Source organism: Salinicoccus hispanicus (genome assembly GCF_009831115.1).
GTDB classification, from domain to species: Bacteria; Bacillota; Bacilli; order Staphylococcales; family Salinicoccaceae; genus Salinicoccus; species Salinicoccus hispanicus.
In genome coordinates, this window is record NZ_WUUK01000003.1 from 344,681 (window position 1) to 369,182 (window position 24,502).

Annotated in this window: 28 protein-coding genes; 6 read left to right on the plus strand and 22 right to left on the minus strand. The window is 47.5% G+C overall.

From position 1 onward, the window contains the following. Positions 1-33: 33 nt before the first annotated feature. The 9 genes from GQ671_RS09060 to pta form a co-directional block, all read right to left on the minus strand. Positions 34-987, minus strand: coding sequence for a FecCD family ABC transporter permease (locus GQ671_RS09060; RefSeq protein ID WP_160655928.1), 954 nt, complete (start codon positions 985-987; stop codon positions 34-36). Next, positions 980-1,855: an ABC transporter substrate-binding protein gene (locus GQ671_RS09065; protein WP_160655930.1), complete on the minus strand. Its 876-nt coding sequence runs from the start codon at positions 1,853-1,855 to the stop codon at positions 980-982. The genes GQ671_RS09060 and GQ671_RS09065 overlap by 8 nt, the downstream gene beginning before the upstream one ends. A 68-nt stretch (positions 1,856-1,923) precedes the next feature. Beyond that, positions 1,924-3,570 (minus strand): arginine--tRNA ligase, encoded by a 1,647-nt coding sequence (argS, locus tag GQ671_RS09070; protein WP_160655932.1) that lies wholly within the window; start codon positions 3,568-3,570, stop codon positions 1,924-1,926. 3 nt (positions 3,571-3,573) lie between these two features. Further along, the gene (locus tag GQ671_RS09075) at positions 3,574-3,972 is read right to left on the minus strand and encodes a DUF1934 domain-containing protein (RefSeq protein ID WP_160655934.1); all 399 of its coding nucleotides are present in this window, start codon (positions 3,970-3,972) and stop codon (positions 3,574-3,576) included. A 248-nt stretch (positions 3,973-4,220) separates the two neighbouring features. Then, positions 4,221-4,745: a YwhD family protein gene (locus GQ671_RS09080; RefSeq protein WP_160655936.1), complete on the minus strand. Its 525-nt coding sequence runs from the start codon at positions 4,743-4,745 to the stop codon at positions 4,221-4,223. Positions 4,746-4,757: 12 nt separating this feature from the next. Then, positions 4,758-6,059, minus strand: coding sequence for an HD domain-containing protein (locus GQ671_RS09085; protein ID WP_160655938.1), 1,302 nt, complete (start codon positions 6,057-6,059; stop codon positions 4,758-4,760). 89 nt (positions 6,060-6,148) lie between these two features. Next, entirely contained in the window at positions 6,149-6,361 is a 213-nt protein-coding gene (locus tag GQ671_RS09090; RefSeq protein ID WP_160655940.1) for a hypothetical protein, read from the minus strand. A 110-nt stretch (positions 6,362-6,471) separates the two neighbouring features. Beyond that, positions 6,472-7,281: a lipoate--protein ligase family protein gene (locus GQ671_RS09095; protein ID WP_160655942.1), complete on the minus strand. Its 810-nt coding sequence runs from the start codon at positions 7,279-7,281 to the stop codon at positions 6,472-6,474. Further along, positions 7,274-8,260: a phosphate acetyltransferase gene (gene pta / locus GQ671_RS09100; protein ID WP_160655944.1), complete on the minus strand. Its 987-nt coding sequence runs from the start codon at positions 8,258-8,260 to the stop codon at positions 7,274-7,276. Before pta ends, GQ671_RS09095 begins: the two co-directional genes overlap by 8 nt. A 135-nt stretch (positions 8,261-8,395) precedes the next feature. On the opposite strand from pta, the gene hemQ reads away from it, so the two are divergent. Continuing rightward, entirely contained in the window at positions 8,396-9,142 is a 747-nt protein-coding gene (gene hemQ, locus GQ671_RS09105; protein ID WP_160655946.1) for a hydrogen peroxide-dependent heme synthase, read from the plus strand. Positions 9,143-9,370: 228 nt separating this feature from the next. On the opposite strand, the gene GQ671_RS09110 is transcribed toward hemQ, so the two are convergent. From GQ671_RS09110 to GQ671_RS09135, 6 genes are all read right to left on the minus strand, one after another. Further along, the gene (locus GQ671_RS09110; protein WP_160655949.1) at positions 9,371-10,066 is read right to left on the minus strand and encodes a hypothetical protein; all 696 of its coding nucleotides are present in this window, start codon (positions 10,064-10,066) and stop codon (positions 9,371-9,373) included. Then, complete coding sequence (locus GQ671_RS09115; RefSeq protein WP_160655952.1) at positions 10,063-10,947, minus strand: ATP-binding cassette domain-containing protein; 885 nt, start codon at positions 10,945-10,947, stop codon at positions 10,063-10,065. Before GQ671_RS09115 ends, GQ671_RS09110 begins: the two co-directional genes overlap by 4 nt. Further along, on the minus strand, positions 10,937-11,317 hold the full coding sequence (locus GQ671_RS09120; protein ID WP_160655955.1) for a GntR family transcriptional regulator: 381 nt from the start codon (positions 11,315-11,317) through the stop codon (positions 10,937-10,939). The genes GQ671_RS09115 and GQ671_RS09120 overlap by 11 nt, the downstream gene beginning before the upstream one ends. A gap of 440 nt (positions 11,318-11,757) precedes the next feature. Next, positions 11,758-12,123: a DUF423 domain-containing protein gene (locus GQ671_RS09125; RefSeq protein ID WP_160655958.1), complete on the minus strand. Its 366-nt coding sequence runs from the start codon at positions 12,121-12,123 to the stop codon at positions 11,758-11,760. Between the two features lie 22 nt (positions 12,124-12,145). Then, a complete protein-coding gene (locus GQ671_RS09130; protein WP_160655961.1) occupies positions 12,146-12,469 on the minus strand; it encodes a DUF5327 family protein in 324 nt (107 codons plus the stop codon). Further along, positions 12,466-13,119, minus strand: coding sequence for a uracil-DNA glycosylase (locus GQ671_RS09135; RefSeq protein ID WP_160655963.1), 654 nt, complete (start codon positions 13,117-13,119; stop codon positions 12,466-12,468). The genes GQ671_RS09130 and GQ671_RS09135 overlap by 4 nt, the downstream gene beginning before the upstream one ends. Before the next feature lie 117 nt (positions 13,120-13,236). On the opposite strand from GQ671_RS09135, the gene thiD reads away from it, so the two are divergent. From thiD to folE2, 4 genes are all read left to right on the plus strand, one after another. Further along, on the plus strand, positions 13,237-14,067 hold the full coding sequence (gene thiD, locus GQ671_RS09140) for a bifunctional hydroxymethylpyrimidine kinase/phosphomethylpyrimidine kinase (RefSeq protein WP_160655966.1): 831 nt from the start codon (positions 13,237-13,239) through the stop codon (positions 14,065-14,067). Between the two features lie 68 nt (positions 14,068-14,135). After that, positions 14,136-14,495, plus strand: a complete 360-nt coding sequence (locus GQ671_RS09145; RefSeq protein WP_160655969.1) for a DUF1806 family protein — start codon at positions 14,136-14,138, stop codon at positions 14,493-14,495. Between the two features lie 11 nt (positions 14,496-14,506). Beyond that, complete coding sequence (bshB2, locus tag GQ671_RS09150) at positions 14,507-15,175, plus strand: bacillithiol biosynthesis deacetylase BshB2 (protein ID WP_160655972.1); 669 nt, start codon at positions 14,507-14,509, stop codon at positions 15,173-15,175. 11 nt (positions 15,176-15,186) lie between these two features. Continuing rightward, positions 15,187-16,065 (plus strand): GTP cyclohydrolase FolE2, encoded by an 879-nt coding sequence (folE2, locus tag GQ671_RS09155; protein ID WP_160655975.1) that lies wholly within the window; start codon positions 15,187-15,189, stop codon positions 16,063-16,065. Positions 16,066-16,215: 150 nt separating this feature from the next. On the opposite strand, the gene GQ671_RS09160 is transcribed toward folE2, so the two are convergent. Together GQ671_RS09160 and GQ671_RS09165 are read right to left on the minus strand one after the other, a co-directional pair. Continuing rightward, positions 16,216-17,175 carry a DMT family transporter gene (locus GQ671_RS09160; protein ID WP_160655978.1) on the minus strand — a complete coding sequence of 320 codons (960 nt, stop codon included), beginning with the start codon at positions 17,173-17,175 and terminating at the stop codon, positions 16,216-16,218. Positions 17,176-17,311: 136 nt separating this feature from the next. After that, complete coding sequence (locus GQ671_RS09165; RefSeq protein ID WP_160655981.1) at positions 17,312-18,550, minus strand: helix-turn-helix domain-containing protein; 1,239 nt, start codon at positions 18,548-18,550, stop codon at positions 17,312-17,314. A 111-nt stretch (positions 18,551-18,661) separates the two neighbouring features. Here GQ671_RS09165 and GQ671_RS09170 point away from each other — a divergent pair, with 111 nt between their 5' ends. Continuing rightward, positions 18,662-20,029 carry an MFS transporter gene (locus tag GQ671_RS09170; RefSeq protein ID WP_160655984.1) on the plus strand — a complete coding sequence of 456 codons (1,368 nt, stop codon included), beginning with the start codon at positions 18,662-18,664 and terminating at the stop codon, positions 20,027-20,029. A gap of 52 nt (positions 20,030-20,081) precedes the next feature. On the opposite strand, the gene GQ671_RS09175 is transcribed toward GQ671_RS09170, so the two are convergent. From GQ671_RS09175 to GQ671_RS09195, 5 genes are read right to left on the minus strand one after another with little or no spacing between them, the layout of a single operon-like run. After that, entirely contained in the window at positions 20,082-20,981 is a 900-nt protein-coding gene (locus GQ671_RS09175) for a Cof-type HAD-IIB family hydrolase (RefSeq protein ID WP_160655987.1), read from the minus strand. A gap of 49 nt (positions 20,982-21,030) precedes the next feature. Continuing rightward, positions 21,031-21,501: a tRNA adenosine(34) deaminase TadA gene (tadA, locus tag GQ671_RS09180; protein WP_160655990.1), complete on the minus strand. Its 471-nt coding sequence runs from the start codon at positions 21,499-21,501 to the stop codon at positions 21,031-21,033. After that, the gene (locus tag GQ671_RS09185; RefSeq protein ID WP_160655992.1) at positions 21,494-22,210 is read right to left on the minus strand and encodes an HAD family hydrolase; all 717 of its coding nucleotides are present in this window, start codon (positions 22,208-22,210) and stop codon (positions 21,494-21,496) included. The genes tadA and GQ671_RS09185 overlap by 8 nt, the downstream gene beginning before the upstream one ends. Positions 22,211-22,255: 45 nt before the next feature. After that, positions 22,256-23,200 (minus strand): L-threonine 3-dehydrogenase, encoded by a 945-nt coding sequence (locus tag GQ671_RS09190; protein WP_160655995.1) that lies wholly within the window; start codon positions 23,198-23,200, stop codon positions 22,256-22,258. A 16-nt stretch (positions 23,201-23,216) separates the two neighbouring features. Further along, positions 23,217-24,407 carry a glycine C-acetyltransferase gene (locus tag GQ671_RS09195; protein WP_160655998.1) on the minus strand — a complete coding sequence of 397 codons (1,191 nt, stop codon included), beginning with the start codon at positions 24,405-24,407 and terminating at the stop codon, positions 23,217-23,219. Positions 24,408-24,502 lie beyond the last annotated feature (95 nt).

Here is a 24,502-nt window from a genome sequence, read left to right on the forward strand (position 1 = left end):
ATCATGAGGCAATAAAATTGCATACTCCTCCCGCTATCGGCGGGAGACAAGCATTCTTTTATACATGAGAAAAATAAAGAGTGGTACCGCTGAGATCATTACCATGACACCGGTCGGAATCTGGATGGGAGCGATGATGGTGCGGCCGATGGTATCCACAATGATGATGTAGAGTGCACCATAGAGCGCGGAGATTATGAGAAGCGGACGGAACATGAGTGGTTTGAAGTAGAGGATCATCTGCGGTACAATGATGCCGACAAGTGCGATCATGCCGGTAAAACTGATCCCGACAAGCGGTGGGATGGAGGCGGTGATGAGCAGCAGTGGACGGACTTTTTTTACATTCACACCGAGGCTGTACGCTCTCACATCACCCAGGTTGAGCAGGTCGAGCGCACGACCGCTGCGATGGAGGATGATGCCGCATACGAAGGTCAGCACTGCTGTCAGCATCAGTATGTCATAACTTGAACCGGAGAGGGAGCCGAACATGTAGCGGGCAATCGACTCCGTCTGGTCGGGCGCAATCAGAACGATGATGTACAATACCCCGCTCATCATGGCACCAAGCAGGACGCCGATGATGATCAGTGTTTCGGGACGATAAGCTGTATCCAGGCGACGCGCAGCCATAAGCACGATAAAAAGTGCCAGCAATCCTGCAAGAATGCTGAAGAGTGGACGGACGAAAAGCGGCAGTGCCGTGGTAACGGCAGCGGCACTGCCAAGAACCGCCGCATTGGCCATGCCGAGGGTGAAGCTGTCCGCCATCGGATTCCGCAATACAATCTGGAAGACCACCCCGCTCATCGCAAGCGCAGCGCCGAGCACTGCCGCAAACAGCACACGGGGCAGTCGGATATTGAAAATAATATTCTGCCATTGGGAACGGTTCAGTTCGAAAAGGTCGGCTGAACCGATGAGAAGGCTGAAAGTTCCAGCCAGAATGATGAGCAGGGAAAGTATTGCCGTGTGCCTATTCATAGATGCAGCGCCCGACCGCCTTCAGCCCTTCGGCAATCCTTGGACCTGGACGTGATAGCAGTTCCGGCGATATATTGCATTGGTTTTCAGGTTCGCTGATGGCAAGTTCCGAGAAGCCCGGGGTATTTTCAATTGATTCCTCAAGTGCCGCGTCCTCCATCCCCATGATTGAAATCACCTTGTCCGGATTGTGTCGGACGACATCTTCTGCACTGACTGCCGGATACCCTTCCAGATCTTCAAATGTGTTATTGATGTATATTTCGGACAGAGCATCTGCAATGAAGGTATTCCCCCCTGCAGTATAGAGCTCCGGTTGCGGTGAAATATGGATGAACGCATCAATGGACTCGCCACGGTCTTCGAAAATACTGCTCTGTATGTTGATGTCACGTTCGATGCTTTCATTCAGTCTCTCGGCAGATGTTTTTTCATTCAGAAATTCACCGATATCGGTAATCGATCGATAGATGCCTTCGATGGACTGTGCATCATCGACCACCAGCACTTCAGCCTCGGTCGCCTCTGACACGCGGTCCAGTATATCCCCATAGACGGATCCGGCAGATTCATGCGCAAGAATATGCGTCGGCTCAAGACTGACGAGGGTCTCTTCATCCAGCTCGAACGCATTCAGCCGGACCAGATCGGTATTATCCACGATCGATTCCGGATAGTCATCTTCTGTAGTCACAGCAACCAGATTGTGTTCCAGCCCCATCTCCACAGCAATTTCAGTATTGCTCGGTATCAGCGAGACAATCCGCTGATTTTCAAGGGGCGTATTCTCGACGCCTTCCTCGACCGAATTGCACCCCGCCAGTATGAACAGGAGTGAGAGCAGAAAAGCTCCAAATCTATTATTCATATCCGTCACTTCCTTAGTTGGTTTAATCAAAATATGTAAAACCCCCGCCATCAGGCAGGGGCAGTGAATTACATCTGTTCCGGAGCAGAGACACCGATCAGACCCAGTGCATTTTCCAAAGTCTGCCTTACCGCCTCGATCATAAGAAGGTAGGCGGCTGTCTTGGCTGCATCGTCCGTCAGTACTTTATCTGCATTGTAGAATTTATGGAACGCCCCGGCAAGTTCCTGAATGTAGTTCGGAATGCGATGTGTTGCACGGTTTTCTGCTGCACCTTTGACCACATTTGAGAAATCAGCCAGTTTCTTAAGCAGTTCAAGTGCTTGATCATGCACAATTACATCAAGGTCGGCATCTCTATCCAGCGTGTGGCCGGAATTCTCGGCCTGACGCAGGATGGAGCAGATGCGTGCATGGGCATACTGCGCATAATAGACCGGGTTGTCGCTGGATTCCGATTTCGCAAGTTCGAGGTCGAAATCGAAATGCGTGTCTGCACTGCGCATCGTCAGGAAATAGCGGCTGGCATCCACACCGATCATATCGATGATATCACGCAATGTGATGGCCTTTCCTGTACGCTTGCTCATTTTGACCTCTTCGCCATTTTCAATGAGGCGCACCATCTGCATGATCTGGATTTCCAGACGGTCCGGTGATTCACCGAGTGCACCAAGTGCACCTTTCAGACGTCTGATATAACCATGGTGATCTGCACCGAACAGGTTGATGAGCTTGTCATAGCCACGCTCGACCTTATCGAAGTGGTAGGCAACGTCCGGCATTAGATAGGTGTATGTCCCGTCCTGCTTTCTGAGTACACGGTCCTTGTCATCGCCGAAATCGGTCGTTCTCAGCCACAATGCACCATCCGCTTCGTACGTATAGCCATTTTCGGTCATCTTCGAAAGAGCCGCAGTCACTTCATTCTTCTCATAGAGGCTCGTTTCACTGAACCAGCTGTCGAAATGCACGTTGAAATCATGCAGATCCTGCTTCAGCTTCTCCATTTCAAAATCGACGCCCATCTGACGGAACATCCTGATACGGTCCTCTTTCGAAGTATCGAGCAGCTCAGGCGATTCCTTTGCGAGTCGCTCGCCGATCACCTGGATATCCTTGCCCATGTAGCCGTCTTCAGGCATATAGAGTTCCTGGCCGAGTGCCTCAAGATAGCGCGCTTCGATGGACAGTGCCAGATTTTCGATCTGGTTGCCTGCATCATTGATGTAGTATTCACGTGTAACATCGTATCCTGCAAATGCCATGACGTTCGCCAGCGTATCACCGACACTCGCATTTCTCGCGTGCCCGATATGGAGATCGCCCGTGGGGTTGGCACTGACATACTCGATCAGTACTTTCTCAGGGTCTTCGACCGCTGTGCTGCCGTAGCGGTCCTTTTCATCAAGCACTCTACGGATGATTTTCGTCAATGACGCCTCATCCATCTTGAAGTTGAGGAATCCAGGTCCTGCGATATCGGCAGATTTCACACTCGCCGCATCGTAGTCGAGATGATCGATGACTGCCTGTGCAATCTCCCTCGGATTACGCTTCGCCTCTTTCGTGAGCACCATGGCGATATTGGTCGAAAAATCCCCGTTCGCCTTCTCCTTTGGTACTTCCACCTTGACCGCCGGTACGGTTTCTACCAGTCCGGTGCTCTTAACTGCTGCTTCGATTGCTGTTTTCAGCTGCTGCCTCAAATCCATCGCTTACCCTACTTTCCTGATTTTATAGTGATAGTTGCCCAGTTTGCCATCCAGGTCATACAGCTCGTAGTGGATATCGATGACAGATGCTTCAATATCCAATGCTGTCGTCATTATGCGGAAGTGGTGCTTTCCTGCCGGGGACTCATAGAAAGTATCCGTCGTTTCCCCCTGCCGGAAATGAAAGTTCATATTGATGATGCCCCGCCGCTGGATTTTGATATAGTCCGTACCAATGCGGACAACGACATCAATTTCATACTCATCCAGCTGTTCAGTGTAGCGGAGGTAGCGGTCATTCCGCTCTATCACTTCAGCCTTGACTGTCTGCTCATAATGCTTTCTATCTCCTGCCATATCGACAACCTGATCGATTTTGTATACTGCTTCCTGTCTTTCCATTTTATCACCTGCAAGTAAGATAAATTATAACATACCGCCTCTATGTAGACTATGTCCATATAAGGACCGTTCCTCTTATATTCCTGTCTTTGGACCATACCCTCATGGGAGAAAAATAAATAAAAAAAGTGGCCAGGATTTATCCTGGCCACCGTGTCCTAGCTATAGCATGTATAACTAGTTTTTATTTTATATTCCGCGCATGTAATCTGCAATCGTTTTCGGCCTTTGACACAATACCGTCACATTTAGTCGTTCTTCATCTCTTCCTGCAGTGCCGTCGAGTTGTCCCATATCTCTTTGTTGTGGGACTGGAGGAATGATTTCAGCGAGGAGCGGCTTTCCGGATCCATTTCATTCAGGTCGATCTTGCCCTTCATTGAACGGTCCATCATGTTGACGTGTTCAGGCATGAGCTTGTAGCCGCGGCGTCTGGTCCGATTGACCATTTCAAAACAGGCGGCCACACCACTATAGACGGGACCTGTCTTCAGGCGTTCCACGGTCACCCATACCAGCCAGTAGGATTTCGCATCTTCGCCTTCGACTTCAGACTTGTCGTTTACCCATTTGACCCGTCGTTCGACTTCAGCACGCGCATGCAGCCCGCCCATATCTATGAAGACTTCCTGGGTATCGACCGCCACATAGACAGGCGCCACATTCTCAAGGCTGATCGAACCGATATTCTGGCCCTTGTGTCCATCGAGCGGGTCGTTATTGATGATATTGAATTTGAATCCCGGCTTCTTATCACTAGAGTCGTTCGTCATATTATCAAACTCCTATGCCAATTCATTAAGTAGATTTATAATTTCGCCTTTGACTTCAAGGTCTTCTATTTGAAGGATCTTCTCTTTCGGGTAATAGAGTTTCGAGTCCATGCGATGGACACCCGTAATGCTGTGGATGATCGCCGACTGTGTACTGATTTCACGCAGTTCCCCGTTGTTACGCTTCAGATGGATGGGCCTGCGGTTGCTCTTCGATCCCGGCCGGTCGTAGTCATACGGCAGATCCGAATAGGAATCGCTGAAGAAGTAGTATTCAGGCGGGATGCCCGCCTTTTCAAACAGCGCCTCGATCTCCGATATCGTAATGACCGAGCCATCGAATGGCAGGTACTTGAACAGATCGCGGTTGACGAAACGGTGGGCAAGGTCACTCAGAATCTCGTCATCTTCGTGGATCCACTCCTGCAGATAGAAATTGACAACCATCTCATCGAGACGCAGGTAGTCTTCGACCGATACTTTGCCTGCGAAGAATGGAATGAAGTACTTCGGTGCCTGCTTGAATTCATAGCCATCCTCGTGCAGATACTTGGCACGTTTCAGCGCAAGGTCGAGCAGCACTTCCCCACCTCTTGAAACGGGGTGGAAGTAGATCTGCCAGTACATCTGGTAGCGGCTCATCAGATAGTCTTCGACTGCGTGCATGCCGCTCTCCTTGATGATGACCTCTTCCTTGCCCGGACGCATGACACGGAGTATGCGTTCCATATCGAAGTTGCCGTAGCTGACACCGGTATAGTACGAGTCCCGCTGCAGGTAGTCCATACGGTCGGCATCGATCTGGCTTGAAATCATGCTGACGACCAGCTTGTTTTCATGCGTCTTATCAATCACCTTAGCCACTTCAAGCGGGAAGTCGACGCTCACCTTCTTCAGCACCGCATTCACTTCCGTATTGCCGAGAATGATCTTTCGTGTAAATTCTTCATGATCCGTATCGAATATTGTTTCAAAGCAGTGGGAAAACGGTCCATGACCGAGATCATGAAGCAGCGCTGCAGCCAGAGCCAGCAGCCGGTCTTCATTATTCCACTCTTTGAACTCCTGGAAATTGACGACCATGCGGCGCACGATTTCATATACACCGAGCGAATGATTGAACCTTGAATGCTCTGCAGAATGGAAGGCCAGATACAATGTGCCCAGCTGTTTGATTCTCCGCAGCCGCTGAAACTCCTTTGTCTTGATCAGATCCCATATCACCTGATCGCGTACATGAATATATCGATGTACCGGGTCTTTGAAGACTTTTTCTTCTACAAGTTGCTTTTTGCCATATTCACCCATTGTCATCCAAGCGGCCTCCCTTATCACTATAATATCACAAAAAGAAGGGTTACCAAAGATAGGCAACCCCGCATAGGTACTGGATTCCGGACGTATCAGTCGTCCTCTTCGTTATCGAGCGGCTCCTTCTCATCCTTCTGCTTCTGAACATCATCTTTTCTTTCAGCTTCTTCTTTATTGGCCTGCTCAGGCGGGCTGTCCGGCGGCACATCTTCCTTCACTTCATTTTCCGGTCTCTGGCCCTCTTTATTTTTAAGCTGTTCTTCTTCCTCTTCAGTCGTCAATCTGTTCTTTTTTTCCTCAGTCATTACGATCCACTCCTTTTCAGAGTATATTCCACTTCTGCGAAAGGATTAAACGCTCGTTTGCACATATTAAGGACCATCCTTACCGGATGGCCCCAATATTCATTCCAGATTCAATTATCGGGGTGGATATCCCTGTTGCGCGCCTTCATCCGTTCCAGATGATGCATATAGCGCTGTTCGATTCTGCTGTCCATCTCAGGCAGGGGAGCGAGGGAACCGGACTCCCGAATGATACCGAGCATCCGTTCCAGCACCGACTCGACTGTATAGTCCGCTTCAAGCAGTTCATTCATGGATGCCATATCATCAGGATGAATTTCAGGATAGGAAAACTTTGTTTCTTCACGCTTTTTACTCAAGTGATAGAATCTACGCATGATTTCTGCACGTTCCGCACCACTGCCTGTGATGCAGAGATAGATCTGCACTGCCACACCCTGCCGGATCCTGCGCTGGGAGATTCCTGCGAACTTGCGGCCACCGATACTTAGATCGTAGCTGCCTGGACAGTAGCTGTGCTCGATTTCACCATCATCAATATCCACTTCGGGAAATGTCATGCGGACAAGTTCAAGCATCCGTTCGTATCCGTCATCAATCTGCGTGACTTCCGACTTCGGCAGGATGAGTGAGACATTCAGCACGCCTTCATCCAGTACAACACCAAGCCCTCCGCTATTTCTTACAATATAGTCGAATCCCGCACTTTTAAGATGGGCAAGGCCATCCTTCAGAAAAGGCAGTCTCGCATCATGGAGACCAAGGATGATGAACGGGTGATGCACCCAGGCTCGAAACTTTGGGATGCCATCATCAGTCACCATCTCCTGAAGCGTATCGTCCATGGCGAACGACATATACGGATGGGGAGTGGCATCAATCGGTACATAATGCCAGTGCTCGGAAAAAAGCCTATGCATCGTCCAGTGTCAGTGCCTGGGTAGCAGTGAACAGTGCGAGTGTGAAGACTTCATCCTTTGAACATCCGCGGGAGAGGTCGTTGACCGGCTTGTTCAGTCCTTGGAGAATCGGGCCGTAGGCTTCAAACCCACCAAGACGCTGAGCAATCTTGTAGCCGATATTGCCTGCTTCCAGGGAAGGGAATACGAATACATTGGCCTGCCCTTTCAGTTCGGAATCCGGTGCTTTCTTTTCTGCTACACTCGGTACGAATGCCGCATCAAACTGAAGTTCTCCGTCAATCGGCACCTCAGGCAGTTTTTCTTTCGCATACTGTGTCGCAAGTTTCACCTTTTCGGTCTCCTCGGTTTTCGCGGAGCCTCTTGTAGAGAAGCTGAGCAGGGCAACACGGGGATCAATTTCGAAACTGCGCGCCGTCTTGGCAGTTTCCACCGCCACTTCAGCCAACTCTTCAGCATTCAGTTCCGGATTGATGGCGCAGTCTCCCATGACATACAACTCATCTTCACGCAGCATGAAGAATACGCCACTTGTACGTGTGACGCCAGGTTTCGTCTTGATGATCTGCAGTGCTGGACGGACTGTATCTGGAGTCGAGTGAACAGCACCGGACACAAGGCCTTTCGCACGACCTGTGTATACGAGCATCGTACCGAAATAATTGGCGTCTTTCAGAATTTCGTATGCTTGTTCTGCAGTCACTTTACCTTTGCGGCGTTTGACGAATTCTTCTACCAGTATTTCCATATCTTCATAATCGGCCGGATCGATGGTTGTGAGCGCACTGATATCCAGCTGCTCTTTATTCGCAAGAGCTTCAAGATCAGATGCACTGCCAAGAATGACCGGTTTGACGTAGGATGTTTCAGCAAGTTCCACAGCGGCCCTGAGGACCCTCGGGTCGTTGCCTTCCGGGAAGACGATTTCTATATTCTTACCTTCCAGGTTCGATTTGAGATTCTCGATAAATTGACTCATAATATCCTCCTTGGTTAGCCTTTACATACGCTATATTATACTCTTTCTGTCACATTATTTCACCCCCATGTGCTTTTAAAACGTTTTCTTATCAAGTAGAATGAAGAGAGATATCAAAAAAGGAGAGATACACTAATGAATGAAGCTGCGCAAACACTTGATGGCTGGTATAGCCTTCACCTTCTCTACAACGTGGACTGGGCATCCCTTCGCCTGCTCGAGGAAGAAGAGATGAACACACTTGTTTCGGAACTGAAAGGCTTCATCGAACGCCAGGAAGAAGTCCATCAGAAAAATGAAGGGAGCTATGCCTTCTATAATGTCACTGGACAGAAAGCTGACCTGATCCTCTGGATGCTGCGTCCGACAGTTGAGGAACTCAACACACTGGAACTGGAATTCAACAAGCTCGCAATCAGCGATTTCCTCATCCCTTCCTATTCATATGTATCCATCATAGAACTCAGCAACTACCTGGCGAAAGAGTCCGGTGAGGATCCCTACCAGAATGAATATGTCAGGAAGCGTCTCTACCCGACAGTTCCAAAATCCCGCTACATCTGTTTCTATCCAATGGATAAGCGTCGTCAGGGCGATGACAACTGGTATATGCTCGATATGGAGAAACGTCGTGAACTCATGCGTTCCCATGGCATGATCGGCCGCGGCTATGCGGGTAAAGTAAGACAGTTCATTACAGGTTCCGTCGGCCTCGACGAATACGAGTGGGGTGTCACATTGTTCTCGGATGACATGCTGCAGTTCAAAAAACTGATCTATGAGATGAGATTTGATGAAGTATCCGCACGCTACGGCGATTTCGGAGACTTCTATGTAGGTGTCCACCTGCCGGTTGAAAATATTTCCGCCTTCTTCAGATAAGTATTTAGGTTTTAATGTGTACCTGAATGGTTATATATAAATGAATGTACTTATCGAAACAGTTGGGAGGAATCACGATGGGCCGTCTATTACGAAGACTTATCCCCTTGGCACTGCCATTCATCATCAAAAAATTCAAAAACCGTAAAAAAGGTGGAGGCAACAAGTAGAACCCTTGCGCCTTGAAATAGAAGACCCCCTCATCCCGAGGGGGTCTCTTTTCTTTTTCTATTTGACCTTTACAGGCACAGAACGGATGAGTGATTGCAAAATCGCAACGGTGAAGAAAATCAGGAACAGGCTGAACACGATCGTCATGAACAGGTTGCCCGATGCATATGGTGTCACATCAATATCAAAGACCGTCCCTCTTGTCTGCCACATCCAGAGTGAATCGATTGCCACCAGAATGCATAGGCTGAGTACGATGGAAATCATGCCACCGAGGAAACCGCGATAGAAGCCGATACTGATGATGAACCCACCGAGGAAGAATGTAAATGTGGTAAGCAGATGCCCCAGTATATGGACAAGCGGACCACTTTCAAGATCACCGACGACAATACTGCCGCCGAACCACGGCATGAAGTTCATGATGACGGATATGATACCGGTCATGGCTGCCAGCGCGATGGTGATGATGCCACCCGTCAGAAGCATTGCGCGAAGGAAGGTCCTTCTTGTCAATCCAAGGCTGACCGAAAGTTCAAGGAACATGAATACACTCAAGATACCCGCTACCAGCATGAATATCTCGTTGGCTGACAGTGCCATTGCGTAGAATGACATTTCATTTATGTCTTGTTCATTGATGAATATCGAGACGAGTATATAGATAATCAGCATTATCGGCAAATACCATAGTGTCCATTTGAAGATCTGTCCTGAAAAGTCCATCGCCGCCAGTTTCAATTTATTATTCATTGCACACTCTCCTTCTCTTCAGTCATTCTTATAAACAATTCCTGCAGTTTCAAAGATGAAATATTGAGATGACTCGATCTTGCTTCCGCCTGCTGCACTTCATCCATGCGGCCGAGCACCATGTCCGAACGCGTCGGTCCGAGATTCTGACTGGCCAGTACATCCATGTCATGTGTAAACCGGGCCACTTTTTCTTCCGGACCTGTGACCTTGAACCCCCGTTCGAGGAATACATCGAGCGGTTCCTGAGCCAGCACCCTGCCATGATGGATGATGATGACTTCGTCAAAAAGATATTCCATCTCAGAAACAATGTGTGTCGAGAGAATCATGGTTCTCGGATTACGCGCGTTCGCCTCCAGAACTTTCTGGTAGAAGTACTCTCTGGAAGGCGCATCCATGCCATTGGTCACTTCATCGAAAATTGTAATTGGGGAATTCGAAGCCAGACCGATGATTGCGTTCACTGCTGCCTGCTGTCCTTTCGACATGCGGTTGATCGGCTTATCATGAGTGATGCCGAATCCCTCAAAGAGAGTTTTTGCATAATCAAGATCGAAGTTGTTCTTGTATCTTTTTGTCAATTTGCATAGATCCATCGGTGTACGGTACTCCTCCGAGTAGTCCACTTCGTATAGGAAATCCACTTGCGGCATAAGCGTTTCATTTTCAAATGGATCCTGTCCATCGATGGTGATTGATCCGCGCGTCGGCTTTCTGAACGAAGCAATCAGGGAAAGCAGTGTCGTCTTACCTGCGCCATTACGGCCAAGCAGCCCATAGACCTTACCTTGTTCCATTTTCAGCGTAATATCTTCGAGCACATTATCCTTCTTTATATCCAAAGATGCATTTTTGATTTCCAATAGACTATTTTTCATTCATATTCCCCTCCATCTCCTGAATCAATCCTTCAATCTCCTGTTTCGTGAAACCCAATTTCGCCGCTTCCTGCATCATCGGTTCCAAATATTCACTGACAAAGCTGTCTTTCCTGTCATCTAGCAATACATTTTTCGCTTCTGGTTCAACAAACATGCCCACACCACGCTTCTTGTAGATTATTCCTTCTTCCACCAGCTGATTCACACCTTTCGCAACCGTCAGATGATTCACTTTGTAGAACTGGACGATTTCATTCGTCGAAGGAATCCGGTCGTGCGGTTTGAGCGTGCCGTCGATAATCTGGTCACTGACCCAATCTTTGATCTGCTCAAAAATCGGTTTCTTATCGTTAAGCATTCCCGACATACGCATCCTCCTCAACTACTTATATAGTTATGTATATAAGTATATACCACCATATGAAATATGTAAACACATTCTGTCTGAAGTATCGTTTTTATTTGGAAAAAGAGGAGAGAAGTGTTGGTTGAAGTGCTAATCATCACTCGTGGGGCCAGCCATGGTGAATTGGAGCGTTAACTTGCCATCGCAAAGGCCACGATGGTGAATTGGCCCCCTAACTTGCCATCGCAAAGGCTGCGATGGTGAATTGGCCCCCTAACTTGCCATCGCAAAGGCTGCGATGGTGAATTGGACCCCTAACTTGCCGTCGCAAAGGCCACGATGGTGAATTGGACCCCTAACCTCCAACCTCCGCTGACTGTCCGACTCAGCGCAAATTACAGATACACCACCACTCATTTTCCTCAAAACAAAAACCCCGCCGAAGCGGGGTTCATCAAAAATTATAGTCTGACCATGCCGATGATGAGGCATACCCATCCAGCGAGGAAAAGCACCCCACCGATCGGGGTGATTGCGCCGAGGATGGAGATGCCACTGACGGCTAGAATATAAAGCGAGCCACTGAAAAAGACGATGCCGAGCAGCATCAGCCAGCCGGCAGCACCAAGCAGCGGTGCCCCTGTCACCTGTACGAGAATACCGACAGCGATCAGGCCTAAAGCGTGGTACATTTGATAGGAGACGGCTTTTTCCCATACGCTCATATAATGTTCACTGATCTTGCCTTCAAGACCATGGGCACCGAAGGCGCCGAGTGCCACTGAAATGAGCGCGTTGACCGCTCCGAGTATGATGAATGTTTTCATTTATTTTCTCCTTTGGATCAATCTAGAAATCGAACAGCGACTCGCCATTGCCAAAACCGTCGTCTGTCCTGAGTGTCTCTTTCGTCAGCGGTTCCGGTGCTGGATTGTTCTGGGTGGTCCTGCCGCCCATCTTTTCGAGCATCATCCGATCCTGTTCCGACAACGACTGTCCGTCAGATACGCCAGCCGGCGGCACAGATGCCATCGTTATATCGCTTGCATCGGACTTCAGCAGTCCAAGCAGACGTTCCATCGCATAAAGGTGCTTCTCGAATTCATGCGGTTGACTGGCCACTTCCATTCTATGAAGCTCCTGCTTCAGCTCGGAAATGATTTCACGTTTCATTCCTGTTCACTCCAGTCGACAGGTCTTCTGCCCTGCGCCTCCAGATATTCATTTGTACGGCTGAAGGGTTTGGTCCCAAAGAAGCCTCTGTAGGCGGAAAGCGGGCTTGGATGGGTGGACTTGATGACACAGTGTTTCGACGTATCGATCAGCTTCTCCTTCTTCTGGGCAGGTTTACCCCATAAAATGAAGACCACATGCTCAAGATTTTCGGAAACATGTCTGATGATGCCGTCCGTAAATGGTTCCCAGCCGAGTCCTCGGTGGGAATTCGCATCGTGAGCATCCACGGTAAGCACCGTATTAAGGAGTAGGACACCTTCTTTTGCCCAGTCTCTGAGACTCCCTTTCGTCCTGACGATCCCGAGGTCATCCTCCAGTTCCTTATACATGTTTCTCAAGGATGGCGGTACTTTCACACCTTCATTGACTGAAAATGCAAGACCGTGGGACTGCCCTTCTCCGTGATACGGGTCCTGTCCGAGTATGACCACTCTGACATTTTCAAATGATGTCAGCTCGAAAGCCGTATATATCTGTTCACGCGGAGGGAATACTTCTCCTGTGCTATATTTTTCCTCAAGTGTCGATTCCAGTTCTGTAAAGTCATTCTCTTCTTTTATTGATTGAAAAACATCTTGCCATTCCATAGAATTTTCACCTCTGTCTAAAGTTTGATTATATCATTTACACAAGCATGTCTCTAGAAATATACCCTTTATTATAGTAAAATATAATATTATTAACGATATTGGAGGAATGAACTCATGGCACTTAAAAAGACACTCACAATAGCGGGTTCCGATACAAGCGGCGGCGCAGGTATTGCTGCAGACCTGAAGACGTTCCAGGAGCATGAAACCTATGGCATGACTGCACTGACTACGATTGTGACAATGGACCCTGAAACCTGGTCTCACGGTGTCAATCCAATTCCCTTGGAGGTGGTTGACGCCCAGATCGAGACGGCGCTATCCATTTCACCGGACGCGATCAAGACAGGCATGCTGCCTTCAGAAGAAGTCATCGAACGCAGCAAACACGCATTCCTTAATAGTGAAGCGAAACACTTTGTAGTCGATCCTGTCATGGTATGCAAAGGCGATGATGAGGTATTGAACCCCGGCCTCGTCGACGCCATGATCGAGCACTTGCTCCCGCATGCGACAGTTGTTACACCGAACTTGTTCGAAGCAGGTCAGCTTGCCGGCTACAAGACGCCGACAACACTGGATGCAGCGAAGAAATGTGCTGAAGTCATCCATGCGAAAGGTGTCCAGCACGTCATCATCAAAGGCGGCTCCGATATTGAGGGCGATAAGGCAGTGGATGTATACTATGATGGCAAAGCCTTCCACCTGCTTACAAGCGATAAGATAGATGCATCCTACAACCATGGTGCCGGCTGCACATTCGCAGCAGCAATCACAGCAAATCTTGCCAATGGACAGGAACCGCTTGAAGCAATCCAGAACGCCAAGGCATTCGTCACTTCAGCAATCAAGAACGGATGGAAAATGAACGACCACGTCGGTGTTGTCCGCCACGGCGCATTCAACGCTGTAGAACAGATCGAAGTTACAGACGAACAAATATAGTCGGTTTTGTAAAAGAGATAGCACACCTATCTCTTTTATCTATGCTATTTTAAGGAGCGCTCATATAAATGGAGAAAATCAATCTCGAACAGGTTCAGGAGCTATTGAACAGCTACCAGAGCAAACAGGTCTACGTCCATGTTGAAGTGACCAGCGGCATGTATGCCAGCCACATGGATGAGCAGGTATTCAACACGGGCATGTTCCTGAGAAACGTACCGGTCACATTTACACAAGGTGCCGTCAAAGGTGGCACCAATGGCGAATTCCGAGTCGGTCTGAAGCTTGATAACGGCGGTTGGATCTACGTTCTTGGACTGACGCATTTCGAAGTCAATGAGAACGGCGAATTCATCATGCACGGCTTCAACTACGATGGAAAATTGGCCACTGCACTAGAAATTTCTACAAAAGAATTCTTTAAATAGGAGGATCAGCTATGGAAAAAGAAAGACAAGTACTCGTCATCTTCCCCCACCCGGACGATGAAGCTTTTGGAGTAAGTGGGACAATGAGCCGCTATGTCGACATGGGTGTACCTGTAACATATGCCTGCCTGACTTTCGGCGACATGGGAAGAAACCTCGGCTATCCTCCATTCGCAACCCGGGAATCACTGCATACGATACGTAAAAAGGAAGTCGAGGAAAGTGCGCGGCTGATCGGCCTTGATGACCTCAGACTTCTCGGCTATCGCGATAAGACGTTGGAATTCGAAGCACCTGGTCACCTTCAAGGCGTCGTCAGAGAGATGATCGATGAGCTCAACCCGAGCAGAATAATCACTTTCTATCCTGGCTATTCCGTCCATCCGGACCATGAAGCCACTGCAGAAGCAGTCGTTGCGGCTGTCTCCGAAATGCCTAAATCCGAGCGTCCGACACTGCAGCTCGTCGCCTTCAGCAACAATACACAGGAAGACCTGGGTGAGCCGGATATCATCGTCGATATCGAAGGCTACGAAAAGCGCAAGGAGAAGATCATGGCAGCTCACGAATCACAGACCGGACCATTGCTCAAAACGCTTGCTGCAAAAACCCAGGAGAGCGAAGCTGCACGCCAGATGTGGATGAAAAACGAAACATTCTACAGTTATGATATAGATTAAGGAGTAGAAACATGGAAGAATTGGATCTTACTACTAGAGAAGGCCGCTTCAGGCACTTCGGCTCCGTCGACCCGATCGAGGGCATGAAGCCGGTCGAAAAGGAAATGATGGTGGATCTGCAGAGTTCGAAGAAAGACTTCCTGTTCGAAGTCGACTCTGTAGGGATCAACAACCTGAGCTACCCGGTTGTCATCGGGGATTACCAGTCCGTCGGTACTTTCGAGCTTGCAACAAGTCTTAGAAAAAATGAAAAAGGCATCAATATGAGCCGCATTCTGGAGTCTCTGGAAACAGAGAATAACGGTGGCGTGCCACTTGAGTTCAATACACTGCAAACTGTACTTGAAATACTGCGTGCCCGCATGCATCAGGAAGAAGCGGAAATGACAGCCGACGGCAAATGGTATTTCTCAAAACCGAGTCCGCATACCCAGCTTGCCGGCATGGCCCATGCCGATGTGAAATACTCGATGAGGATTTCCGACTCAGGTGTCGAGCACAAGCAGCTCGGCATGACCGCAATGGTTACAACACTGTGCCCATGCTCCAAGGAAATCAGCGAATACAGCGCGCATAACCAGCGCGGCTACGTAAAAGTGCTGCTCGATATCGATCCTGAAGCAGAACTGCCTGAAGACCATAAAGAGCAGCTTTATGAAATATTGGAAATCAATGCCTCATCCCAGCTCTATCCAATCTTAAAGCGTACAGATGAAAAGATGGTCACAGAACGTGCGTATGAGAACCCACGTTTTGTAGAAGACCTTATTCGTCTCATCGCCTATGATCTCGTAGAACTCGACTGGGTCAAAGGCTTCGAACTCGAATGTCGAAATGAGGAAAGCATCCACCAGCATGATGCCTTCAGCAGAATGTCATATCAGAAATAACCAATAAAGACTGTAGACATGTCACCATAAATGACATGTCTACAGTCTTTTTATTTTAATTAAAAAATAAGATGTCCTTATCCATAATGTTATTCTTCAAATTTATACTTAAGATTGACATACGATCAGCACAAAAATTCCCACTACAGATCAGCTCTGATGGACTTTTACATTCATCCGTGTTGCTCTCCTGGTTGAAATAGCAGAATACAGACTATGAAGTATCATGCCGAAAATAATAAGTACCATACCGAAAATCGTCAAGGAAGACGGTAAAGCTGTATGTAGTATGATCATTTCTCCAAGGAGCGCAAACAATACTTCGCCTGACTGAGTCGCTTCAACGCCAGCCAATTTCGAAGGGTTATCTTTTACGAGTTCTGTAGCATAGAAGAATAATACTGTTGCGATTACACCTGAACTTATAGCAACTATGAATGATTGCGAAACCTGCCCGCTGCTTGGCAGGCCGTGAACGATTGTTCCATAAACTGCTAGGATTATCCAAAGCGGCATGCTCGCTATGGTCATACCAAGTACACGTTGAATCGTTGTTAGACTTCCGCCAACCAGCTGCATCATTTTCCTGTTGCCAAGTGGATAGGCAAAAGCAGACACTATCAGTGGCAGAACACATAGGAGAACATCCCGTAAAGGCACGTTCGATGCATGTTCAAATTGCATGATGAAAACACCTAGAAGAATGATTAAAGAAATCAATACGCTTGCCAGTGGTATCCGTCTGCTGATATCACTATTTTGATTCAAGAAAGGTACAAGCAGGGAACCCGCTACGATAGTAATCTGAAAAGTTGCTGCTACCAGCCAGCCTGGACCATAAACTGTAGCGAATGCAATGGGGGTATAGAAGAATCCAAAACCGATTATACTCCAAAGCAACCAATCGAAAGGGTGTTCACGAAGATGCTTGAGCACTGGTAGAAGCTTTCCTTGAAAGAACACGATGAGCACAAGTATTGGCAGCATGAAGAAATACCGCAGTGAAGCACTCCATGCCCAGTGACCCCCCGACACTTCCATGGACCTGTTCAAAATAAAAGTTACGGAAAAAAATAAAGCGCCGAGAAGACCTAATAAAATAGCTTTCACATTAACCTCCTGCTGTTCAACTCTTATAATAAATCGAATACAATTATTGTATTCTAAATTTTCTATAAAGTATACAGGATACATTAATTTGTAATTTGTCTACGTTATGACACAGGCAATCTCCGACGGAGACATTTTATTTTTCAAAGATGATATCACGGATCATATAGAATTCCTGGGTGAAAATGGAGTCCTTGATATCATCAATGGTCGCTTCGATTGTATTGAAAGCCTTACATGCTTTTTCTTTTTCATCCAGATAATAGAGACTCAAGGGATAGACACAGGAACGGATAGCCATCAGAATCCGGTCGACCGGGTATTGGGCAGTCGTCCGGATGTACATATCGTCGTGGTACATCTCAACCACTTTCTCGTAATTGCCTTTGAAATAGGCGTGTTCCAATGCGAAAACCGGTCCGTAGAAAGGCATTCCCACCATATTGCCTTCATCCTTTTCATACACCTTCTGAATCCTGTTTATATAATCTTCATATAGCCTTGCCTGTCTTTCTCTATCATCCACCAGTACATAGAATTTCGGTATCGGATTGTCCTCATCAATGATTTCAATTTCGTGTTTATCCTGTCTATTGAATTTTAGATAGCTCTTTATATTCTCGTAGCACATTTCATATTTTTCCTGTTCCCCGATCAATGCATAGTAATAGCCGAGTATGACATTTTCAGAGAAGAAGTATTTGAAGTTCTCATGTTCATAGGACAGTTGGATCGACTGGGTAAGAATGTCTTCCAGCGCATCCAGATCTTTCGATAAAGCGAATATGCCTTTGACATAGTAGTAGTCGAGCTCTATCCGCGAATCGTACTCCTTGAAAGAGAGGATTTCTTCTTCTGAATCAACAAGACGGTCAAATGCTTCAGTGTAATCCTGACTGTACATGAGTGAGATGGCATCGTTCAATTTATCCCTGACTACCAGGTGCTGCATACCCATACTTCGATAGAAACTGCTGATTTTCTCGGAATAACTATCTGCCTGCTCGTGATTTTCTTTATAACGGTAGTAAATACGCAGTACATAATAAAGTTCCATTCCTTTTACATTTTGCGCCACTTTATCAAGATTAGGGAGGATTTCTTGTTCAATATGCTCAAAAGGGAAAGAGAAAGAACTGTTAAAATCTCTATTTTCAAGAACCGATTTCGTCCACGCCTCATCCCCCTCCTGGGTCAGATAGCCGATCGAGACATCCAGCTTCTTTGCGATATGATGCAATGTCTCCATGGAAGGCTTTGATTTATCGTTCTCTATCAGACTCAGCATGCCTTTAGTAATCTGCTCTCCAGCAAGATCGACCAGCGTCATCTTCTGTTCCTTACGCAGTTGTCTGATGCGTGCTCCAAGGCTCATATTTTCATCTCCATAATATTATATGTTTAATTATATTAAACTTTTGTTTGACAAGCAATACTTATACGTTCTATAATAAGTTTAATTAAATTAAACAAATGGGGTGGGGTAATGATTTTCAATCAGCAATTACCTTTACGGGAACGGATCAATTTTGTCGTGTATGCACTGAGCCGCTTCATTCTGAGCGTCGGCAATTACGTCTATCTTTTCGCAGTCAGCTACTACATCATGTACGAAACTGGATCTGCACTCTACTTTTCCATCAATATGGCCATCAGTGTTGTCGTTACTTTGATTCTGCTTCCCTTCTCGGGTGTATTGAGCGACCTTGGCAATAAAAGAAAAATCATCATCTCGGGAGAAGTTTTGAATTCTCTGGTGATTCTTGGACTATTCCTCTACACTGTCATCTACGATATCAACCTGATTGCAATCTATATTGTAACGTTTCTGACCTCAATGATTGAACCATTCGTTTCCAATGCCTTCCAGACCGCTATAACGGAACTTTTCCATAAGGATAGGATCCAGCAGGTGATGGGCTATACTTCCGCTATCCTGTCCTCCACCGTCATTCTGGGGCCGATACTCGGTGGGGTACTGTTCGGCCTCCTGTCCTTCCCGCAGATCATCCTGATTTTCCTGATTGCATTCGTACTCTCCGCTCTGCTCGATTTTTTCCTGAAATTCGACTTGTATTATGACAAAGCGGTGTATAAGGAAAATGATTCTGACACGGTCGGTTTTAGCAAATTCAAACGCGACATCAGCGAGGGATTCATTTTCATTGCCAGAAATAGAGTATTCAAATCCCTGCTGATCATCGCTGCTCTGGTCAACTTCATGTCGGGCGTCATTTCAATATTTCCTGAAAAGATGATGATCTACGAGCTATCCTTCCAGCCGGAAACTGTCGGTATCGTCAATGCTATAGCTGGCATCGGTGTGCTGATTGGTGGGTTGACTGTTGCGAGAATGAAAAAGCTCGAAAATCCATTCAGAATGATAAAGAAAGGGTTTCTCGTCTTCGCCGGTCTGGTCGTACTTTATCTGCTGCCATTGTATGTAGATGCCGGACCGGTACTGATTGTTCTTATGATCGGGGGAATTGGCATTGCGATCACCCTTACATTACAGATCGTCAATATACCCACCAATCTTTTCATTCAACTCGTTACGCCCCAGCATATCAAAGGCAGAGTGTTTTCCACCATTTCTTTATGTGCAATGAGCATCATGCCTGTTGGTACCATATTTTACGGTTACATGTATGATCTCGAACTCTATTGGATCATCAATACAGTCAGTACGCTTCTCATAATCGTTATCGTACTTGTCCTTTTCAATGAAAAACTCATTGAGAGATCAAAGGAGATGTATGATGCTGCCAAAGTGGAAAATGAAGAACTGGAGGAACCAGCACCTGAAACTTCTGAAGGATTGATGGATCCGAAAGCCGACCCGCAAAGCATATAGATATGCAGAAAGCCCATTTCCTGTTATATAGGAAATGGGCTTTCATATTCTTCTAAACCTCTTTATCTTTTACTCCCGCTTTCTCCCTGTCCATTTCTTCAAGTGCCTCTTCAATGGCGATTGCGACACCGTCTTCGGTATTCGTTGCTGTCACCTTATCGGCAATGCCTTTGACTTCGGAAGCAGCATTTCCCATTGCGACAGATGTACCGACGCGTTTGAGCATTGAGATGTCGTTCAGGTTGTCACCGACTGCCATGACATCCTTCATATCAATACCCATGATTTCGGCCACGTTGGCAAGCGCGATTCCTTTTTGTGCATTGACGTGGGTCAATTCTATATTATGGGGTGCGGATGCGGATACGGCGAGGTTGCCGATTTCATACAAGCTGTTCTTCGCACGGACAAGCTTCGGCTTGCTGGATGAAGAAGCAAGCAGCTTCAGAACATTTTCATCTTCCCGGTCGAAAATCGCTTTGTAATCGTCGGTTTCAATCAGCGTGCCGCGCTCGATCCTTTCTTCCATAAAGCTCCGGATTCTGCTTTCATCCGGCTGATGACCCATCTGGCTTGCAAGGTCCTTGAATATTTCTATATCCCTTTCGATGCTTGCAGTATATATGGCCCGGTCAGTATAGATCTGATAGAAGATATCTTCAGCTCTGAATACATCGGCCGCCTGTTCAATCAGCTCTGAATTCAATGCGTTGGTGGTAAGAATCTCGTGGGATTCATTACGGACTTCTGCACCATTCAGGCAGATGTATGGCAGTTTCATATCTATTTTACTGATGACACCATGTGCTTCATAGAAAGCACGTCCTGTAGCAACAACAACCTGAACGCCGCGCTCCATCGCCCGCTTGATCGCTGCCTGGTTGCGGGGACTGATTTCGTGGCTCGGAGTGAGCAGGGTGCCATCCATATCCAATGCGATTAGTTTGACCATAAGCTCTCCAAAACTCCCTTATTGTTTTAGTTTCATTTTATCAGAAAATTTAATCAATCGGTTGATTTTTTCGTCTTTGCCTCAAGGCTTTGAAAAATGACTTCAGCATTTCGCTGCACTCTTCTTCCATCACACCGCTGGTGACGATCGGCCGATGATTGAAGCGCGGCTCATCCAGCAGATGCATCAGGCTATCCACTGTGCCGCCTTTCGGATCTCTTGCACCATAGACGACATGCGGAATGCGACTCATCACAATGGCACCGGAACACATGACACAGGGCTCAAGTGTGACATATAGTGTGCATTCTTCAAGACGCCATGAGCCCAGAACTTCGCTTGCCTGATTGATGGCAATGACTTCCGCATGAGTCAGTGGATTCTGTGATGTCTCCCTGAGGTTATGACTGCTGGCGATGACTTGACCTTCATGCACCACTACCGATCCGATCGGTACTTCTCCGATAGCTTCGGCTTTCCGGGCTTCAGCCAGAGCCAGCTTCATATATTCCTCATGCATGATCCGTATTGTCCTCTGACAGAATAAAACGGCCATCATTGATGATGTCTGTTACACTCTGGAGAACCATATCTGCACCCTGCAGGTCCTCCTTGCGGCATGTACCACTCAGGACACCGATCGTCCGCAGTCCTTCTTCATAACCGAGCATCGTATCCGCCCTATTGTCACCGATCATCACCATCTCCTCGAGTGAATGGCCGAGCTTTCTGCATACCGGATCCAAAATGCGGACATCCGGTTTATGGAAAGGTGAATCATCGCCCGCCACAACTTCATGGACCACGCTCTCCAAGGAGAATTTGCGGATGAAATATTCGGTACTCAGACGGCTGTCACTCGTAACGATGATATTCTTATAGCCGGCTGCTGTGAGCTGGTGCAGCACATCTGCCGCGCCGTCTATCAGTTCCATGCTGTCGCGCAGCGCGTCGAGGTTCTCCTCGTAGAAATCTTTCATCCATTTGCCCCCGCCTGTCTGATAGCGCTCGAAATGATCCTGGATGATATCTCCTGTACCGCTCGCAAGAACGGAATTCGGGGCAATCTCCCCATTGATCAGCCCGAGCCTGTGAGCGAGCTCATCTTTTATATCATGACAATCGAACGCTTCTGCAAAGGCTTCGATGGACCGCCTGGCATAGGGTGTCCACACTTTATGGTAGTCCATCAGTGTGCCATCTTTATCAAATAGTATTACACGCGTCATTTTGCCGCCTCCGATTAGAAAAAATAAGAAGGCAACCCTGCCTTCCTACTTCTTATTTCGTATCGCTTCCAGCATGGTTTCCGTCATTTTTTCAAGATCATACTCCGGTTGGAATCCCCACTGTCGCTTTGCTTCATTTGAATCTATTGCGTTCGGCCAGCTCGCTGCGATACCCTGGCGCACAGGGTCAACGTCATAGTCGAGCGTAAAACCCGGTATATGCTTCCTTATTTCATTGGCAACCATTTCCGGATTGATGCTCATGGCAGTGACGTTGAACGCATTGCGGTCGACAAGCTGAGCAGGATCCGCTTCCATCAGCTTGATGATGGCGTCTATCGCGTCATCCATGTACATCATGTCCATATTGGTACTCTTGTCGATGAACGATGTATAAGTGCCATTTCTGACAGCTTCAAAATATATTTCGACAGCATAGTCTGTCGTCCCGCCTCCAGGTTCCTTGACGTGGGAGATGAGACCGGGGAAGCGGAGTCCTCTAGTGTCGACACCAAATTTTTCAAAATAGTAGTCGCACAGCAGCTCCCCAGCAACTTTATTTACGCCATACATGGTTGTCGGACGCTGGATTGTGACCTGTGGTGTATTTTCTTTTGGCGTGGAAGGACCAAAAGCCCCGATTGAACTTGGCGTGAAAAATTTGAGATCATATTCGTGCGCCGTCTCCAGTGCATTCATCAGACCCCCCATATTGATGTCCCATGCAAACTGCGGATTTTTTTCCGCTGTCGCACTGAGCAGTGCCGCCATATGCATGATTGTATCCGGCTTGAACTCGGATACGATCGTCTTCATCCGTTCCATATCCCGGACATCCAGAATTTCAAACGGCAGACCTTTCAGACTCTCATCTTCAGGCGCCTTTATATCTGTAGGAAGTACATTGTCCTCCCCATATTTTTCCCTCAGTTTCAAAGTGAGCTCTGTACCGATCTGGCCGAGCGCACCTGTAATTAGAATTCGTTCCATTACTGTACTCCTTAGATTATGAGATTACATCGAGTTCCTTACCGACTTTTTCATACGCTTCCAATGCCCGGTCGAGCATTTCCTTCGTATGTGCAGCTGTCGGCATATTCCTCACTCGGCCGGTACCTTTTGGAACCGTCGGGAAGACGATGGATTTGGCATATACGCCCTCCTGCATCAGACGTTTTGAAAATTCCTGTGTCGTCTTTTCATCACCGATGATGCATGGTGTAATCGGCGTTTCTGAATTGCCGATCTCAAATCCGAGTTTTCTCAATCCGTCTTTCAGGTAGTTGCCATTCTCCCAAAGCTGGTCATGCAGTTCGGCGGATGCCATCAGCATGCGCACCGCTTCGGTGATCGCCCGCGTGTCCCCAGGTGTCAGGGAAGTGGAGAATAGGAATGGGCGTGCTGCCACTTTCAGATAGTCGATGAGATCCTGGGATCCCGCAATGTAGCCGCCGACAACACCAATGGCCTTCGACAGCGTACCCATCTGGATATCGACATCCTTCTCAAGGCCAAAGTGCTTCACTGTACCTGCACCTTTACCCATGACGCCGGAACCATGTGCATCATCCACATAGGTGATGAGATCGAATTCCTTGGCTATATCGACGATTTCAGGCAGCAGTGCCACATCGCCGTCCATTGAGAATACACCATCGGTGATATACATGACCTTTCTATACTGGCCGGATTCGACCGCTTCCTTGGCCTTCTGTCTCAGATCGGCCATATCCGAATGATTGACCCGGATGATTTTTGCGCGTGATAGCTTGCAGCCATCAATGATTGAAGCGTGGTTCAATTCATCAGACAGAATGGCATCTTCCTTGCCCATGACCGCCTGTATGGCCGCCATGTTGCAGTTGAAGCCGGACTGGAATGCGACTGCTGCTTCCGTCCCCTTGAATTCAGCGAGCGTCTCCTCCAGTTCCACATGCAGATCGAGTGTGCCGTTGATTGTACGCACAGCACCTGCGCCGACACCATGGGAATCGATTGCTTCCTTGGCCACCTTCTTAAGTGTCTCGTTCGTCGCAAGACCAAGGTAGTTGTTGGAAGACAGATTGACCAGTCTTTCCCCTTCAATTGTGATTTCAGGGCCGTTGGCACCTTCCACCACATTGATTTCATTATAAAGACCATTTTCTTTCAATTCCTGCAGATTCGATGCAAGATATTCATCCAAAATTTTAGACATTCTCAATCTCCTCCTCTTTCTTTTATCATATCATAAGTGCAACGCGACATAGAATTGAAAACGTGAGTTTTAATATGTTTCAAAAAGTACGAAAA